The 17,776-nt window shown below is 45.0% G+C and carries 13 protein-coding genes; 7 read left to right on the top strand and 6 right to left on the bottom strand.

The window, feature by feature from the left end; genetic code table 11:
* Position 1 precedes the first annotated feature (1 nt).
* The 5 genes from BT112_RS10425 (at position 2) to BT112_RS10405 (ending at position 4,695) form a co-directional block, all read left to right on the top strand.
* Positions 2–700 (top strand): lycopene cyclase domain-containing protein, encoded by a 699-nt coding sequence (locus BT112_RS10425; protein ID WP_072317315.1) that lies wholly within the window; start codon positions 2–4, stop codon positions 698–700.
* Positions 693–1,985 (top strand): cryptochrome/photolyase family protein, encoded by a 1,293-nt coding sequence (locus BT112_RS10420; protein WP_072317314.1) that lies wholly within the window; start codon positions 693–695, stop codon positions 1,983–1,985. Before BT112_RS10425 ends, BT112_RS10420 begins: the two co-directional genes overlap by 8 nt.
* 247 nt (positions 1,986–2,232) lie before the next feature.
* Positions 2,233–3,099, top strand: a complete 867-nt coding sequence (locus BT112_RS10415; RefSeq protein WP_072317313.1) for a helix-turn-helix domain-containing protein — start codon at positions 2,233–2,235, stop codon at positions 3,097–3,099.
* Between the two features lie 145 nt (positions 3,100–3,244).
* Entirely contained in the window at positions 3,245–3,658 is a 414-nt protein-coding gene (locus BT112_RS10410; protein WP_072317312.1) for an OsmC family peroxiredoxin, read from the top strand.
* 53 nt (positions 3,659–3,711) lie between these two features.
* Positions 3,712–4,695: an alpha/beta hydrolase gene (locus tag BT112_RS10405; protein ID WP_072317311.1), complete on the top strand. Its 984-nt coding sequence runs from the start codon at positions 3,712–3,714 to the stop codon at positions 4,693–4,695.
* A gap of 149 nt (positions 4,696–4,844) precedes the next feature.
* On the opposite strand, the gene BT112_RS10400 is transcribed toward BT112_RS10405, so the two are convergent.
* Positions 4,845–5,774, bottom strand: coding sequence for an NAD(P)/FAD-dependent oxidoreductase (locus BT112_RS10400; protein ID WP_072317310.1), 930 nt, complete (start codon positions 5,772–5,774; stop codon positions 4,845–4,847).
* Positions 5,775–6,164: 390 nt separating this feature from the next.
* On the opposite strand from BT112_RS10400, the gene BT112_RS10395 reads away from it, so the two are divergent.
* Both BT112_RS10395 and BT112_RS10390 read left to right on the top strand, forming a co-directional pair.
* A complete protein-coding gene (locus BT112_RS10395; protein ID WP_072317309.1) occupies positions 6,165–7,139 on the top strand; it encodes a ribonucleotide-diphosphate reductase subunit beta in 975 nt (324 codons plus the stop codon).
* 20 nt (positions 7,140–7,159) lie between these two features.
* The gene (locus BT112_RS10390; protein ID WP_072317308.1) at positions 7,160–8,854 is read left to right on the top strand and encodes a ribonucleoside-diphosphate reductase subunit alpha; all 1,695 of its coding nucleotides are present in this window, start codon (positions 7,160–7,162) and stop codon (positions 8,852–8,854) included.
* 73 nt (positions 8,855–8,927) lie between these two features.
* Here BT112_RS10390 and BT112_RS10385 read toward each other — a convergent pair whose 3' ends face one another.
* The 5 genes from BT112_RS10385 to BT112_RS10365 all read right to left on the bottom strand — a co-directional run bounded on the left by BT112_RS10385 (position 8,928) and on the right by BT112_RS10365 (position 17,611).
* Positions 8,928–10,031 (bottom strand): MBL fold metallo-hydrolase, encoded by a 1,104-nt coding sequence (locus tag BT112_RS10385; protein ID WP_175545779.1) that lies wholly within the window; start codon positions 10,029–10,031, stop codon positions 8,928–8,930.
* 226 nt (positions 10,032–10,257) lie between these two features.
* Positions 10,258–11,586, bottom strand: coding sequence for a DUF4302 domain-containing protein (locus tag BT112_RS10380; RefSeq protein WP_072317307.1), 1,329 nt, complete (start codon positions 11,584–11,586; stop codon positions 10,258–10,260).
* A 29-nt stretch (positions 11,587–11,615) separates the two neighbouring features.
* A complete protein-coding gene (locus BT112_RS10375; RefSeq protein WP_072317306.1) occupies positions 11,616–12,503 on the bottom strand; it encodes a substrate import-associated zinc metallohydrolase lipoprotein in 888 nt (295 codons plus the stop codon).
* Positions 12,504–12,521: 18 nt separating this feature from the next.
* A complete protein-coding gene (locus BT112_RS10370) occupies positions 12,522–14,039 on the bottom strand; it encodes a RagB/SusD family nutrient uptake outer membrane protein (RefSeq protein WP_072317305.1) in 1,518 nt (505 codons plus the stop codon).
* Between the two features lie 11 nt (positions 14,040–14,050).
* Positions 14,051–17,611, bottom strand: coding sequence for a SusC/RagA family TonB-linked outer membrane protein (locus BT112_RS10365; protein ID WP_072317304.1), 3,561 nt, complete (start codon positions 17,609–17,611; stop codon positions 14,051–14,053).
* Positions 17,612–17,776 lie beyond the last annotated feature (165 nt).

The following is a 17,776-nucleotide window of genomic DNA, read 5'->3' as shown; positions in this document are numbered from 1 at the left end:
TATGGAGAAGTACCTGTATTTTGCCGTTAATTTCTTTACCATTATCATCTGTTTTATCTATTCTTTTCATCCTAAAATCAGGTTCGACAGGTATTTTGTCCCCTTTCTGAAAGCAGGTGTCAGTGTAGCCATACCGTTTATTCTGTGGGATGCCTGGTTTACTGCAGAAGGAATATGGTGGTTCAATGACCGTTACCTCGCCGGGTGGCGTATGCTGGGACTCCCTGTGGAAGAATGGCTCTTTTTTATCTGTATACCGTTTTCCTGTGTATTCACCTATTACTACCTGGACAAGTTCCTGAATCTCAAAAAAGACAGACCCGCTGCCCGTTACGGCATTTTCTTCGCGATTTTGCTATGTCTGGCCATCGCCGTTATCCACAGCGATAAGGATTATACCCTTTTGACTTTTCTGACTACGGGACTCTCTCTGGCCCTGCTGAAATTTGTTCTGAAATTCGACGGGATCACCAAGGTATCCCTGGTGTATATGATACTGCTTCTCCCCTTTCTTATCGTCAACGGCGTGCTTACCGGTACAGGGATCGAAGAAGCCATCGTCAATTACAATCCCGATGCATTTATGGGAATACGGATACTGACTATTCCTATAGAAGATGCTGTGTATGGATACGAAATGATCTTGTGGAATGTCTTCCTCTTTTTTAAATTTTCCGAAAACCACAAAAACCATGGATAAAATCAACATATTCTGGTTTCGCCGCGATCTTCGTCTGCAGGATAATGCCGGACTTTATCACGCATTGCGGTCCGACCACAACGTATTACCCGTATTTGCTTTTGACAAGACCATACTCGAGCGTTTTACCGATACGAAAGACCGGAGAGTACATTATATCCACCAGGCTCTGGAGCATATCAACAAAGAACTGAAAGATTATGATTCTTCCCTGCTTACCTGTCACGGTACTCCCGAAGAAGTTTTCCAAACCCTGTCAGAACGCTACGATATAGCCAATGTCTATTGTAACCGGGATTATGAACCTTCGGCAATATCGCGCGATCGTAAAATCCGGGAACTGCTGGAAAAAAAGGACATCGGGTTCCTGGATTTTAAAGACCAGGTAATCTTTGAACAGAAAGAAATTGTAAAAAAAGACGGCGATCCGTATACCGTATATACGCCCTACTCCAGGACCTGGAAAGACACCCTCGACAAAACAGATTATGATACCTTCCGGATGCAAAAAACAAACTTCCTGCCGGGTAAGGACCGGGAATTTCATTCGTTGAAAGCTATAGGGTACGAAGAGACGGACTTCACTTTTACCGAACCCCGGCTGGATGCCCGCATCATTGACACCTATGACAAATACCGGGATTATCCGGCAAAAGCGCATACGACCGACCTGGGTATAGCCCTGCGTTTCGGTACAATCTCTATCCGGAAATGTGTGCAGTTTGCTTTGGAACATAACAAAACCTGGCTGGACGAACTGATATGGCGGGAGTTTTTTATGCAGATCCTCTATAACTTTCCAAAAGTAACAGCGCATTGCTTTAAGGAAAAATACGAGAATATTCCCTGGCGTAATAATGAGGATGAATTCCGTAAATGGTGCGATGGTAAAACCGGATATCCTATCGTAGATGCCGGAATGCGACAACTGAACCAAACGGGACGTATGCACAACCGCGTACGGATGATCGTAGCCAGTTTTCTGACCAAACACCTGCTGATCGACTGGCGCTGGGGCGAAGCATATTTTGCACAAAAATTACTGGATTACGACCTGGCCGCCAATAACGGTAACTGGCAATGGGCTGCCGGATGTGGTTGCGATGCCGCCCCTTATTTCCGGATATTCAACCCGGAAGCCCAAACCGAGAAATTTGACAAAAACCTGGAGTATATCCGGCAATGGATACCGGATTACGATCGGGGCTCCTACGAATCCCGGATCGTAGAACACCGAAATGCACGGCAGCGTGCCCTGGATACCTATAAAAAAGCACTGGACTAATTTTTTATCTTAAAAGGTCTTAACGAATACCGTTAATTCCTTCCCAAACCGGAATAATGCTTTCCACAAGTCGCATTAATTATGTATTTTTATTTGTCGAGTATTATCAAGCTATCCTGAGCCTGTCGAACGATAGACATGTCGCTCTTCCACAAGCTCAGAGTGACATTGACGCATCTTTTATTGAATAATGTACAACGGGTTGTTTTTATACGTGACCATTTGACCTACAAGAAGTATCCGATATATGCTATTGAAACAGGAATATACGAATCACTATCAGAAAATAGGTTTTTTTCCTGTTTCCGGGCTTGCTCTCGAAGAGATTAACGATACCCGGTATACTTCGTACATCAAAATCCTGTATCTGCCGGAGAATTACGAACTCACTGTAGATTTTACGACCTATAAAACACGGGGGGCTTCACTGTTCTTCATCGGATCCGATCAGTTTTTACGTATGGACAAGGGAGGAGAATCTCATGGATATTTCCTGTATTACAACCGTGATTTTTATTGCATACAGATCCACGATGCCGAAGTGGCCTGTGACGGTTTGCTTTTTAATAATATCTATCAGTTACCCGTAACGGAGATCCCGGAAGAAGAAGACCTCATCGTATCCCGAATCTATGAACAGATCCGGGAAGAGTTCAGCTCAGAAGCTTCGGGACAGGAGGAAATGCTCCGAACGTACCTCAAACAACTGATCATCCGTGCCACCCGACTTTGGAAACGGCAAAACCTGGGAAAACTCCTCGAGGAACCTCCCGGTGAAATCGAGTTTTACCGCGATTTCAGCCGCCTTGTAGAAATTCATTTCCGGCAAAAACACAAGGTGTCCGATTATGCAGCAATGCTTGGAGTCGCTGCCAAAACATTATCCAATAAATTCAAGCGTCACGGTCTCATCTCACCTAACGAGGTCATAAAAGAACGTATTGTACTGGAAGCTAAAAGATTGCTACACCACACCGGGTGGAGCGTAAAACAGATCGCTTATGATCTCGGGTACGACGATCCGGCTTATTTCAACCGGCTTTTTACGAATAAGGCTGGTTATAGTCCGGCCGTATTCCGACAAAAGTATCTTTCCGGGAAAAAAGTACAATAATAGTAGCCATTTATCCATTTTCCCGCCACATCGCCGTTCATAACTTTGTCATATCAAAAAAATAAGACCCGGATACATTACCGGGTGTAATAAAAAGTTCTTTGCAATAAAGAACATCATGTCTAATCTTTAAAACAATAATACTATGAAACGTAAAGCACAAGCCGTATGGAACGGCAGTATCAAAGAAGGTAAAGGTCATCTTACTACAGCCAGTACGGTTCTGGATAAAACACAATATTCGTTCAACAGCCGTTTTGCCGAAGGTAAAGGTACCAATCCGGAAGAATTACTTGCCGCCGCTCATGCCGGATGTTTCACGATGAAACTCAGCCTGGATCTTACCGATGCAGGTTACGAGGTTAAAGAACTGCGCACTTCGTCTACCGTAACCCTGGATGACGGAAAGATCAGTAAATCGTTACTGCAACTCGAAGCCGATGTGCCCGGCATAAGCGATGAGGAATTTCAGAAAATTGCCAAAAATGCCGAAGAAACCTGTCCGGTAAGCCAGGCCTTCAGCTTTGAAATTGCCCTGGAAGCCAAACTGGTTTCGTAGGCCGATTTTACGGTGATGCCCTCTTATCTCAAAACAACTTAAAAAACAAAATTATGACAACAGCGAAACGCCCGTACCAAGGGCATAAAGATCCGAATATCTTCAAGGACGTCCGCAACTTCCTCAAAGATGCGAATTCCGGCGACGGAAAACCCATGGAAGAGATGAGCCCCGAAGATGCACGCGAGGTACTCGAGGGGGCACAGCAATCTGTCACCGTAGATTATTCGGGTATCGAAGAATCCGAACGGAAAATATCCCAGGACGGTTATGAGGTTAATATCCATATTACCAAACCCAAAGGAGCTTCAAAAGATGCTCCGGTCTTTATTTTCATTCACGGTGGCGGATGGGTTCTGGGCGATTATCCCACCCACCGCAGACTGGTTCGCGATCTGGTAGTGCACAGTGGTGCCGTAGCGGTTTTCCCGGACTATACCCCATCTCCTGAAGCCCGTTATCCGACCGCGATCAATGAGATCTATGCCGTGACCCAATGGGTAGCGGAAAACGGAAAAGAGATCGGGGTAAACGGCAAAAAACTGGCTGTCGCAGGGAACAGTGTCGGGGGCAACATGTCGGCCGTCACTGCGCTCAGGGCCAAAAAAGAAAACGGCCCGGACATCAAGTTCCAGGTGTTGCTCTGGCCGGTTACCGATGCTGATTTCGATACCGAATCGTATCAACTTTACGCCGAAGAGCGATTCCTTACCCGGAATATGATGCTCTGGTTCTGGGATCATTATCTGCCTGACAAAAAGAGACGAAAGGATCTTTACGCATCACCGCTACAGGCCGATACCGAAGAACTCAAAGGACTGCCCCCGGCATTGGTACAAACCGCCGAGAATGATGTATTGCGGGACGAAGGCGAAGCTTATGCCCGTAAGCTGGATGAAGCAGGTGTTCCCGTAACGCTCACCAGATACAACGGAATGATCCACGATTACGGACTGTTGAACCCGCTGGCTGAAGTTCCCGCCGTAAAAACGGCCATATTACAGGCGGCTACGGCACTGCGAACGGCGCTGAAATAGCCCGTTGATATGGCATAACACCGGGAGAAATACGCGTCCGCCCATGTGATGTGGTAACAGCTCCCCTTTTGTATAATAAAAGAATATAAAAGGGGAGCTGTTTCTTAATCGGACAGGAAAACGGAAAGGAAGTCTTCCCGAAGAACCGTTTACAAACTATCCTGCAATGCTTTTAGTCCCTCATCGATAAGTTCCCTGTTGATAAAAGCCCCGGCTTTCGTTCCTGCTGCCACAGCTACAGACACCGTACGCATAGGTGTTGTATTATCTCCTGCCGCAAAAATCCCGGGTACGCTGGTCTTCCCGAAGAAATCTACTTCGATATGCCCCTGTTCCGTCATTGCACATCCCAGAGCTTCCGGAATTTTGCAATGCTGCTCAAAACCGGCATGATAATACAGTGCACAGAGTTCTGCCGTACTGCCATCTGTAAAATCGATATGCTTCAATGTTCCCTGTTGATGGGTAAGACCTGTTATTTCCTTCTCTACAACAGGAATCCCCATCTCGTGCAATAATGCTTTCTGCTCCGCGGAAAGCAAGGCCTCTCCGTTCGTAAACAAGGTGAGATCATCGGTCCAGTTACGAATGAACGTACAGAATTCAAAAGCCCTTTCTCCATTGGCCAGTATCCCTGTCTTTTTATGACGCACTTCATAACCGTGGCAATACGGACAATGGATGAGGCTGATCCCCCAGCATTCCTCAAATCCAGATAAATCCGGCATAAGATCCCGGATACCTGTGGCAAAAAGTACTTTTCGTACGCTGTAAGCCGACCCTTCGCTGAGTGCTACCCGGAATCCGTTATTTTCCCGGGATACTTCCGTAACCTTGCCCTCGGTAAACGTCACCGTAGGATATTCCAGAACCTGTGCCCTGGCCTTTTGTGCGATACGATGCGGAGGTTCTCCATCCTGCGTAATAAAATTATGAGAGTGCGGAGTCTGTCGGTTACAGGGCATTCCGCTATCGATAATTAATGTTTTCCGCAGTGATCTGCCAAGCGCCATGGCTGCTGATAAGCCGGCATAACTTCCTCCGATAACGGCGACATCAAACTGATCTTGATTTTCCATAGATATACATGTTATACACTCATACAGGAGCATCCCGGATGACCGTGCTACAAAATTAATAAATTTAAATCAAACGCAACATAGTAGCATTAATAACTATTTATGAAACCTCTATTTGTTTTCTTTAGGCCACCATTGTAATACCCAGCAAGTTATCTTTACACTGCGTTTACCGGCTACTCCAAAAACAAACATAAACAATTAATTACCAAAACATTAACCAAGTGTTAATAACCTTTTCAAATCTTTTTGAAACCCCAGGGAGAACATTGCTTTTCTTGACTTAATTTAGTGATCTCAAAGAAAAAAATAAGGGGTCCCACCTTTGTTTTTCCAGAAACCTGATTTCGAATTTATTACTTAATCTAAGCAATACTAAACACGAGTATTATGGGAATTTTTGACAGAAGAGTGAACTATAAACCGTTTGAATACCCGGATGTCCTACAATTTACCGAGGCTATAAACAAATCCTTTTGGGTACACAGCGAAGTAGATTTCACGGCAGATACGCAAGACTTCCATTCGTATCTGAATCCTGCCGAACGGCGGGCGATAAAAAACAGTTTGCTGGCTATTGCCCAGATCGAAGTAGCAGTGAAAACCTTTTGGGGAAATATTTATATCCATTTCCCGAAACCGGAATTCAACGGTTTGGGAAGTACATTTGCCGAATGCGAATTCCGCCATTCGGAAGCGTACTCGCGTCTTCTGGAAGTACTCGGTTATAACAATGAGTTCCGGGACCTTCTGGAAGTTCCGGTGATTCGCGACCGTGTGGCCTATCTTTCGGGTGCGCTCAAAAATGCCAATTCCGAAGATAAAAAACAATATGTGGTATCATTGATCCTGTTTTCCATACTTATAGAAAACGTTTCGCTCTTCAGTCAGTTTGCCATTATATTGTCGTTTACCCGTTTCAAGGGGCTGATGAAGAACGTGAGTAATATTATCGCATGGACTTCGGTCGATGAACAAATACATGCCAATGCGGGGATCTATCTCGTTAATAAGATCAGGGAAGAATACCCCGATTTTTTCGATGAAGAAACCGTAGCCCATATCAAACAAACCGTAGTAAACTCTCTGGAGATCGAAGGAAAGATACTGGATTGGATCTTTGAAGAAGGAGAACTGGAAACCATAAAAAGAGGAGATCTCCTGAACTTTATGAAATTCCGTATTGACGACAGTATGGAAAAGATAGGTCTGGGTAAGATCTATGGTATTACTGCCGCCGAGTATGCCCCGATGCGATGGTTTGAAGAAGAAGTCTTTGCCAACAGCCTGGACGATTTCTTCGCTAAAAGACCGGTAGATTATACCAAACACGACAAAAGTATTACTGCAGACGATTTATTCTAAACACTAAAAGAAAGGTACGAATGATCACAAAAGAATTACCGCTGACCAATGAAAACGATGTTACGCTGAACGAAAAACTTTGGTGGAAAAACGAAGAAAGTGAACAGATACTCAACCGGGGATATTTACTGAAGGGAGAAACCGTGGAAGGGGCTATTGACCGTATTACGACCGCAGCGGCCAAACGCCTTTACAAACCGGAACTCAAAGAGTCTTTTCAGGAAATGATAGAACGGGGGTGGATGAGCCTGAGTTCGCCGATATGGGCCAATATGGGAACGGAAAGAGGCTTACCCATCTCATGCTTCAACGTACATATTCCTGATCATATCGAAGGGATTACCCACAAGCTGGGTGAGGTGATCATGCAGACCAAGATCGGGGGCGGGACTTCCGGTTACTTCGGGTCGCTACGCGCCCGAGGAAGTGCGGTAACCGACAACGGAAAAAGTAGCGGAGCCGTAAGTTTTATGAAGCTTTTCGATACGGCTATGGACACTATCTCCCAGGGAGGTGTACGCCGCGGGGCTTTCGCTACCTATCTCGATATAGATCATCCGGATATAGAGGAATTCCTCAAAATAAAGGATATAGGAAACCCTATTCAGAACCTGTTTTACGGAGTCTGCGTACCGGACTACTGGATGCAGGAAATGATAGACGGGGACATGGACAAACGTAAGGTATGGGCCAAAGTGCTCGAAAGCAGACAGCAAAAAGGGCTTCCGTATATCTTTTTCAGCGACAATGTAAACCGCAATAAACCGCAGGTCTATAAAGACCTCGATATGCGCATCAACGCCAGCAACCTGTGTTCGGAGATCATGTTGCCTTCTTCCGGGGACGAGTCGTTTATCTGCTGCCTGTCTTCCATGAATCTCGAACTGTATGACGAGTGGAAAAACACCGAAGCGGTAAAACTGGCCATTTTCTTCCTCGATGCCGTACTACAGGAGTTTATTGTAAAAACGGAAGGAAACTATTATCTCGAGGCTGCCAATCGTTTTGCCAAACGCCACCGGGCACTCGGGCTGGGCGTATTGGGCTGGCATTCTTACCTCCAGAAAAACATGATACCGTTTGAAGGGATGGAAGCCAAAATGAAAACTACCGAAATCTTCAAGCACATCCGCGACAAAGCCGACAAAGCGACGGAAGAGCTCGCCAGAATATACGGCGAACCCGAGGTTTTACGGGGCTACGGAAGACGTAATACGACCACACTCGCCATTGCACCGACCACTTCGTCTTCGGCCATACTCGGGCAGACATCTCCCGGTATAGAACCCTTCAGCAGCAATTATTACAAAGCTGGTCTGTCTAAAGGAAACTTTATCCGGAAGAATAAATACCTGAAAAAAATGCTTCAGGAAAAAGGGATCGACAACGAGGATACCTGGAGAAATATCATGCTCGACAGCGGAAGTGTACAGAAACTGGATGGCCTGGACGAAAGAGAAAAAGCGGTCTTTAAAACATTTAAGGAGATCAGCCAGCTCGAAATCATACAACAGGCATCCATACGACAAAAATATGTGGATCAGTCTCAAAGTCTTAACATCAATATTCCTTCTGCCGTACCGATCAAAGAAGTAAACAATCTTCTTATCGAAGCCTGGAAACTGGGTGTTAAAACCTTGTATTACCAGAGGAGTCAAAGCGTATCCAAAGAAATGGTAAATAACCTGGTCAATTGCAGTAGCTGCGAATCGTAGCAGCTTTTTACGGTCTAATAATAAAAAACAAAAACCTCCGGATATCTTAACGCATCCGGAGGTTTTTTATATCCTACCTAATATCTTTCCACCACTCCCGGAACACCTGGTTTTCGTCATCCAGTTCCACAATTTCACCAATCATCGGGGTTACCATAGAAACATGGTGCGGAGCTTTGCGGTTAAGCTCCGAAACTTCCTCCAGTGGTTCGTCCCAGGGATGAAGTGCCAGGGAAAACTTGGACGAATGTACAGGCATCAGCCTTTTGGTTTTCAGTTCGGCTGCTGCCTTTATCGTTTCTTCGGGCAGACAATGTATGGCATGCCAGGCTATATTGTACTGCCCGTTTTCGAGTATAGCCAGGTCTATTGGCCCGAAGCGTTCCCCTATAGCCGCAAAATGTGTATCGTAACCGCTGTCTCCTCCCATAAATATTTTTCTTTTCGGAGTCTCGAGCATATACGATAGCCATAAGGTCGTGTTCCTCTTAAAGCTACGGCCGGAAAAGTGTCTTGCCGTCAGGGTATGCAACCGGATTCCTGGAGCAAGCTCCGAGCTCTCGTCCCAATCCATTTCCTTCACGATACCGCTATCATACCCCCAGTGATCGAAGTGCGATCCCACACCGAGACCACATATCACTTTTTTTACTTTGGATTTCAGTAGGCTTATGGTTTCGTAGTCGAGATGATCGTAATGGTCGTGTGTGATGAGCAGATAGTCCAGTTCGGGCATATCGGATACGGTATAGGCATCCGATCCTTTAAAAGCCTTTGTAGACCCGGGGACAGGAGACGCATTCCCACTGAACACCGGATCGACCAGTATTTTCAAACCATCTGCCTGTAAAAAATAGGACGAATGTCCGAACCAGACCAGTACGTTACGATCAGACGGCAAGGCTTTCAGATCGGTTTTTACGGAAGGAATACTATCCTCCGGTGTACCACCCGGCTTTTTTCCGAACAGAAAATCGTACAGCACTCCTGCAAAGGAATATCCCTCCGTAAGTGTGGGGGTAAATGTCCGGTTTTCAAAAACCCCGTCTTTATAATTGGGGGATTGTTTCATCCGTTCGAGTCTTGCTCCCGAGGGTGCCTTACCAAATTTAGGATGCTGTATGTAGATAAATACAAAAGCTGCAAGTAGGATCACTACAGAAATAAAAATGAGCATAATACGTCGGAAAAGCTTAAAAAATGGTTTCACCTGGTCTGCATTGTACGACACAATATACGACGGTATCCTCTTTTATTCATATCCGGTCTTATTTTTATATCAATTTTTCTTTGCTATGAATTTTCCGGGAGGTCTTTTTGCAAATTCCGTAATGATAAGGGATAAAAGAAAAGGCCCGGAGAACAGCAGACCTTTTCAGCTCTGAAAACAATGACAATTATTCTCAGAAAGTAGTCAGTGCCGAATACGTCGGAAAACGCACGGACGGATCTTCGGCACTGGTGAATGTATAAACAACATTAGTGTACGTGTACCTTTCGGATAATTTCTTAATATAAAATCCTTTGGAACTGAAAAATATATCATCGAGATTGGAAAGGGCATTGATTACCCCCTGGTTTGTCGTACTCCAGCCATCACCGGTCTCGGTCAGGACCATACGGTTGTCTTCGGCTTGATACCGGAAGTAGTGATAAGCCGAATAGTTGGTATCACCCGAGCTGTAACGATACCTCACTCTTCCCTCGGTTTCCGTCATAAAGTGAACTTCTATACGCCATAAAATACGCCCGCCAAGCATCAGGTCATTCACCTCATCGTATAAGTGAACAAAGCCCGGTGAGGTATAAGGGGTATCTTCGAGTGTATCGTCGCGGTAACTGAACATATTTTTGGTGAGATTGATATCGGCTATATCATTACCGAGATTATACGGTACCGGACTGTAATAAAGTTTTGCGGTAACATCCCCGTTACGACCTATAAAAAGCGATTGATCTTTATCATAGAACAGTGCAGCTATCGCAACCCCGTCGTACATGATAGGAGGTTCCACGTACACACTGTCTTTGGTAAACGCCACACCTTTATCTTTTGACTGTACCACCGCATCATCGGCATTGGTCAGGGTCATCTGGCGGAAATACTCATCGTAAACCATTTCATAAACAATAGAATCTGTTTGGTTACCTATCGTAAAAAAACGATACACGGAATTCAGAGGAGATCCTATAAAATTGTTTTCAGTCTCGCTGTGTAACCCGATATTCTTCCAATCTTCTTCGCCAGCTTTTTTCAGAACAAAGCGGGAATCGTTTCTCTTGCTTTTCATCACCAGATCTCCGTTGTCCCGTTCTTCAACAATCACAAATTCGTTAGATCCGTACCGGGCCTGCGGATGTGAAGCAGAAGGATTGGACAATTCGGTAATCGGCAGGTAAGACTTAAAGCTCAGTACAGGTCCCTGTGAACCTAACAGTGCATAAGTCCCCTCCTCTACTTCCGGATTTTTTACCACATCGCCTATCATTTCCACACCGTAATGCTCATCGAATTTCATAACAAAACTCCACCCCCCGGTATATGTGGTATCCGGATAGAAGGTGGTTTTCCACCCGTCCTGTGATGCAGCCAGGGTATTCCGGTATTCCAGAAGGAGGGTATTCATCCGCTCATCGGCCGGGAGATCAAATATTTCGGTATCATCATCATTGCTGCACGAACAGAGGATGAGCAACAAAAACAATAATGGATAAAAATTATATTTTTTCATAGAATTTCATTCTTTAATTTGAGTTGATACTACTTTTCAAAATAGGCCTGTCGCTTCTTGGCAATAATCTCCTGAAGCTCATAAAGATCTATATTCCAGGACTCCCGGTAATAATCTACTATGATCTCCAGTTTAGCCCTCAGGGCCTCTCTGGCTTCGTCATTTTCGGGCAAGTTGAGAATGGCCTCAAAATCTTCGGCGGTGTTGGTAAGCATCATAGCCAGAATTTCTACAAAATCCTCGTCCATATTTTTTGCAGAATACGGTGTTATATACCCGAGGTTAAGTGCTTCCTGCTCGTCAAGATTGTTCCACGTACTCCTGTACTGTGGTGTAATGGATCCGAATTTTTCAGCATCATAAGCCTTTGTCTGTTGCAGAATATGTCCGAACTCATGCTCTATGGTATGGAAATAACGGGCAAACCTTTCCCGGGCCAACTCCGAAGTTGAAGCTTCCGAGGTACGCTCCGTAAAATAGTTGAGTTCATACAATACCACTTTCTTTCCGCCTTCGGCAACTCCCAAACGTCGTGACCCGTCGCTGTTATAATTATAACTCCCTACCAGGACGAATAATTTCGGGAAGTATTCTTTGACAAAATCGGTTCCGACTTCTTCCTCGAAAGGCCGGATCATGACTTCCAGAAAGGCGTCCAGGAAAGGTTCTACCTCCCGGAGTTTCGGAGGAGTGAGATATCTGCTGTTATCCAGTTCGTTATCGTCGAAAGTATAATTGATACTGATGTTGTATGGTGTCGTGAGGTTTTCCCGGATCCATACGTCCATCGCGGTCAGTTCGGGCGTACTGGTATCTATCCTGCTTTCTTTGATCTCATCGTCATTACCACAGGCGCTCCACAGGAACAGGCTGAGCATTATCAGGGTGATCTTGTATATAGCTGTCTTGTTTTTCATAATTAATGGGATTACGGTTTATCTCGGATTTTTTTCCAATACGGACATGGCCGTTTGCGGGATCTGCAACTGGTGCATCGGAGAATCTCCAGGCATTTCCATCGGGGTTTGTTCCAGCAGGTATTCGGAGTCTCCGTACCGGTGTGTGATCGGAATGTGAAAACGTCTGATATCGAACCATCGCAATCCTTCTTCGATAAACTCTATACGCCTGGCGTCGACAATGGCCTGTAAAATATACTTCGTATCTGCAGGAAGGTCGTAGTACGGATCGAGTTCTTCCACAATGGCCGGATTTCCGCTGTAGTAGTCAATAATGCCTTGAGCATCGACAATATGAGTGTCGTTATAGTTCAGGATACGTTTGGAATAGAAGGTGTTGAGATCTGCTATGGCTTCATCGTTCTTACCCTGCATCAACCGGGCTTCAGCTCTGTTGAGCAGTACTTCTTCCATAGAAAAAAGCGGGAATTCGAGCCAACCTCTCCCGGTACTCCCCCCGGGGGTGTTGGGTACGAAATTTTCCTCAAATTTCGGAACGTTGTAATAACCGACCGAACCGAATACCCGGTAAGCCCATGAACCACCGGTAGGGTTGTGACGTTGAAGCACATTATCACGGATGTCAATAGTAATGCCGTAACGTTGATTGGTGTAGCGTCTGCCCCACCAGGACAAAGACTCGGTGACCAGTAGATTGGTCCGGTTGGAAGGATCGGTGTAATCTGCCTTTAATTCTTCGAACGTACTGTTCACTTTATATCCGTTCCAGTCCCGGAGACGTGATGCTACGTTGGCCCCGATAATATTTCCGGCATATTTCTCCGCATTTTCCCAATCACCTTTAAAGAGGTAAAACCTACATGCAAAGGCATTTGCCGCCTCTTTATTGAAATGATATTTGATAGCCTCGGGCACATAAGCTTCATCGCGGATTTCCGGAATTGACTCCTCGATCTCCTTCTCTATGAAATCATAGATTTCCCGGACAGAAGCACGTTCGTAATCTGCAAAAACTACCGTTTCGGGTTCGGTAACAAGAGGTACTCCCGGATCGGAACCGGATGTAGCCGGATCATAGGTTTTTCCCCATAAACTAACCAGCATAAAATGGGCATAAGCCCTTGTAAGTCTGGCCTCGGCGCGGAGAACTTTCTCCTCTTCTTCGTCTGCTTCGATCCCATCGAGCGCCTCCAGAGCCTGGTTGGCTACGGCAATGTTCGAATAGCATCCGTTCCAGAAATACTGCGGACTATCCTGGTTGATATAATTAAAATTTTCTTCCCAGAAATAAGAGTCCAGTGACATCTGTACGGCATCCGGACGCACTATTCCCTTGTCTCCCGCATTATCGCTCATGTATTCGGTAAAGAACACATACATGGCTCTCGGATAAGCATTGACAAGTAGTTCCTTTACTTTCTCCGTAGAATCAAGTGTGGTCCTGTTATCGGGCACTTCATCCAGATAGCCGTCACATCCGAATACCGACAGCACTATCGAAAGACTTAATACTTTATATATTTTTTTCATCATCGTTTCCAGTTTTAAAATCCTACTCTGAGGGTATACGTAATTATCTTGGTAATAGGGTATGCTACCCCACCGGCACGAAAGAATTCCGGATCCTGTCCGTGCAATTTTTTATCGGAAAAGATCAGCCAGGGATTCACGGACTGCAGTTGCATGGAGAGGTTGGACAGCCCAAGATTACTAAGAAGGTTATCCTCGAAATAATAGGTAAATCCTACCGTTTTTAAACGAAGGAAATCCCCTTTGGCCACCCGTTCTGTCGAATAGTTATAGTTGTTGTAGGTTACCCCAAGGCCGGAATCTTCATTTAGTTGCCTTTGTGACAGGATTACCGGAACATTGGTCTTGTTTTCGTCACCGGGAATAAGCCACCTGTTCTTAAACTCTTCGGTAAATACGCTCAGATCGCTGTAGGAAGCCGAAAATGCAGGATCCAGACGGATTACGTTACCTCCCTGGTAAGACAGGAAAAAATCCAGTTCGAAATTCTTGTAGCGAAAACGGTTGGTCAGTCCCATAGTAAGGTTCGGATCTACCCGCCCTTCATATTTAAGAAAATCCACATCTGTAGACTGAAAATTAACACTACTGGTCACTTCTCCTTTCTCATCATAGAAAGTAGGTATCCCCTCTTCGCTGAGTCCGGCAAAAGGGATAGAATATAATCCTCTCTGGGGTCCTCCTATGTATGCACCTCCTCCGCTGAGTACGAGGTCTACCACCCTTGGAGAATTTTCCAGACGTGTGATTTCCTGGTCGTAGTACCCCAGTGTAAAATTGGTAGTCCATTTAAAATCCTGTGTATAAATATTCTGGGAGTTCAAGGTGAGTTCTACACCTTTCGTAGACATATCGGCAAAGTTTGCCGCCTTTGTAAATTGTCCTCCTATCCCAGAAGTTTGTACGTAGTCGATAAGATCAAAACCTTTCCGGAAATACACATCGGTATTAAGCGTGATCTTATTATCGAGGAAGCCCAGATCGAGACCGAGGTTCAGTTCATGTTGTTTTTCCCATGTCAGTTCACTGTTTTCGAGCGCATCTATATAGATCTGGTTTTCTACCCGGTTGGCATCTCTCCTTGTTGTTGTACTGGACATGTAAATAGCCAGTGCATTTTCCGCAACTCCCAGGTTGGCGGTAAGACCGTAAGTAGCCCTGAGTTTTAAACGGGAAAGAAAATCGGCTTCCGAAAGAAAATTTTCCTGTTTAAGGTCCCATGCACCACCAACATTCCAGGTAGGAAGCCAACGGGCATCCCTCGAATTTCCCAGCTTGTTACTTCCATCGTACCGCCCGGTAAGTGTTACGATATATTTACTGTGGTAAGCATAGTTTACCCTCGCGAAATATGAGAGAAAACGTTCCCTTTCTTCACTGACACTGAAAGGTTTGGAGCTGGTCAGGGAACGGAATTTATAAAAATCGGGATCAACATATACGGAGTTACCCTTGTTGTATTGTATGCCCACGCCTTCGAAACCCGAGAAATCGCGATTAATGAAACGCAGTTCCTGCCCTCCGAAAACATTCAGATCGTGAATATTATCAAAAGTCTTTTCGTAATTGAGGGTGTTCCGGAAATAATAGCTTTCGAGATCGATATCGTTCCTGTTGTAAAAGCCCCCGTAAGGCAGTACGACCTTAGGCATCTGATTGGGATAATCCGGATCGTCAAAAAGGAATACATTAGCCTCTCTTACCGTAGCATTATCAGCAGCCCGATAAGCATTGGCCGCATTGGAATCTTCAGTGATAATATGCTTCTGTGAAGTTTTTACATACCGCATGTTACCTATAGAGGTCCACTCCAGGCCGTCCATGATTTTGTAATTAAATTTGAGCTGTAACTTGGCATCAAGTACATCCATATCGATGTAGTTGTTATCCAGCTCCCTGAGAATATTAAAATCGGTCCAGTTCATCCTGTAATTCTCATATTCCCCATGGTCGTTATAAGGTCTCGATGCCCGGCTGGTATTGAGTGCGTAACTGAAAGGGTTGATATCAAAATCCCTTTCGAACTGGCCGTTGACGACATCGGTCGTACGTGAAAATGTTCCCGGTAACTTTTGCTTTCTGAGAGAGAGGTTCGAAAGTGCCCCGAACTGGACTTTATCACTGAGCTTGAAATTGGTATTGATATTTGCCGTTACCCTTCTCGTATTGTTCGCCTTACTCCAGCCCGGGTCATGGTAATAACTCGTCGATGCATACACCTGTGATTTCTCGTTACCACTGGAGAGGCTGAGGGAATGGGTCTGTGTCTGGGAAAGGTTGAAAAGCTCATCGAACCAGTCGGTATTGATCAACTCGTATTTCTGTAAAAATTTAGCCTTCCCTTCCGGGGTATTCTCATAGACAAAAGATCCGTCACTGTTCAAGGTTCCGAGCGCATTGTAATACAGGTTATAAATACCCCCGTTTCGTCGGTTGGCGACATCGGTTATATTCAGGTTCCCCTTGGTATCCATTTCTCTGAACACCGCGACCTGATCCTGGGAGTTCATGATATTATAGCTGTTATAGGTAGGTTTTAGATTTAAAGCAAACTGTCCGGAATAATTAACGGAAAGCTTTCCTCTTTTACCGCTTTTTGTCGTTACCACAACGACCCCGTTCATTGCCCTTGCACCGTAGAGTGAAGTGGCCGATGCATCTTTGAGCACTTCTATCGATGCAATGTCTTCTGCATTAAGTCCTGCAATCGAGGAGGCTATCACCGTATTGGCATTTCCGGAAGAAAGCTGGTCTGCTGTAATATTAACTACGTTTTCCAGTACCACTCCGTCTACCACCCATAGCGGCCGGGTTTCTCCGTAGATCGAAGAGGCCCCACGAATGGTAATTTTAGGACCGGTACCGAAAGTTCCGGAAACGTTTTGTACGGAAACACCCGCTACTTTACCTTCGAGCATCCGGGAAACTTCAGGCACTCCTGCCTGCTGAATATCTACCGGTTTTACCGTTGAAGAAGCCCCGGTAAACAGTTTTTTCTGAATATTCTGATATCCCGTAACAACAACCTCCGAAAGTTCGGAGATATCGGGCTTCATCTGTACGGAAATATCGCTTTTCCCCGCTACAGGAATTTTCTGCGTGATATATCCCATATAACTGAAAGTCAATACGGCATCGGGAGAGACCCGGATCTGGTAATTTCCGTCAAAATCTGTCGTGGCTCCTGTTCTGGCCTGTTCTTCAACAACAGTTACCCCGGGTAATCCCACCCCGTTTTCATCCACAACTTCTCCCCGGACCACAATTTTCTGCTGCCCGGCTTCTTCTTTAGGGATAATAAGCAGGACATCGTCTCCCTGAAATTCCACGACATATTTGTTACCCACAATACGCCTGACAACAGTTATGACATCCACATCTTCAAAATCTACATCGACCACACGTTTCATATCGAACATCTCTGCATTGTAGAAGAAATCCAGATTGGTCTGGTTACTGATTTTTTTCAGGGCATTGGAGAGTGTAACTTTTCCCATTTTGATCGTCACCTTCTGGGAAAATCCAAAAGTTGAAATGCTAAACAGAATCAGTAAGATAAACTGAGACCTTTTCATAATTCGAAAGATTAGTAGCTTATGACGTCGCAAAAATCCACACACTTTTGTGGATATATTTTTTTCCATACTTTTACATCTTTAGTTAGTTAATTTTGTATTTAGGCATACGGTTGACGGCTAAATATTCTTCGGGGGATGCTCCAACATTCCCCGATTTTTTCA

This window comes from Sinomicrobium oceani (assembly GCF_900119185.1).
GTDB classification, from domain to species: Bacteria; Bacteroidota; Bacteroidia; order Flavobacteriales; family Flavobacteriaceae; genus Sinomicrobium; species Sinomicrobium oceani.
Note: the sequence above shows the minus strand (reverse complement) of the source record. Positions and strands in the feature narration are given on the sequence as shown.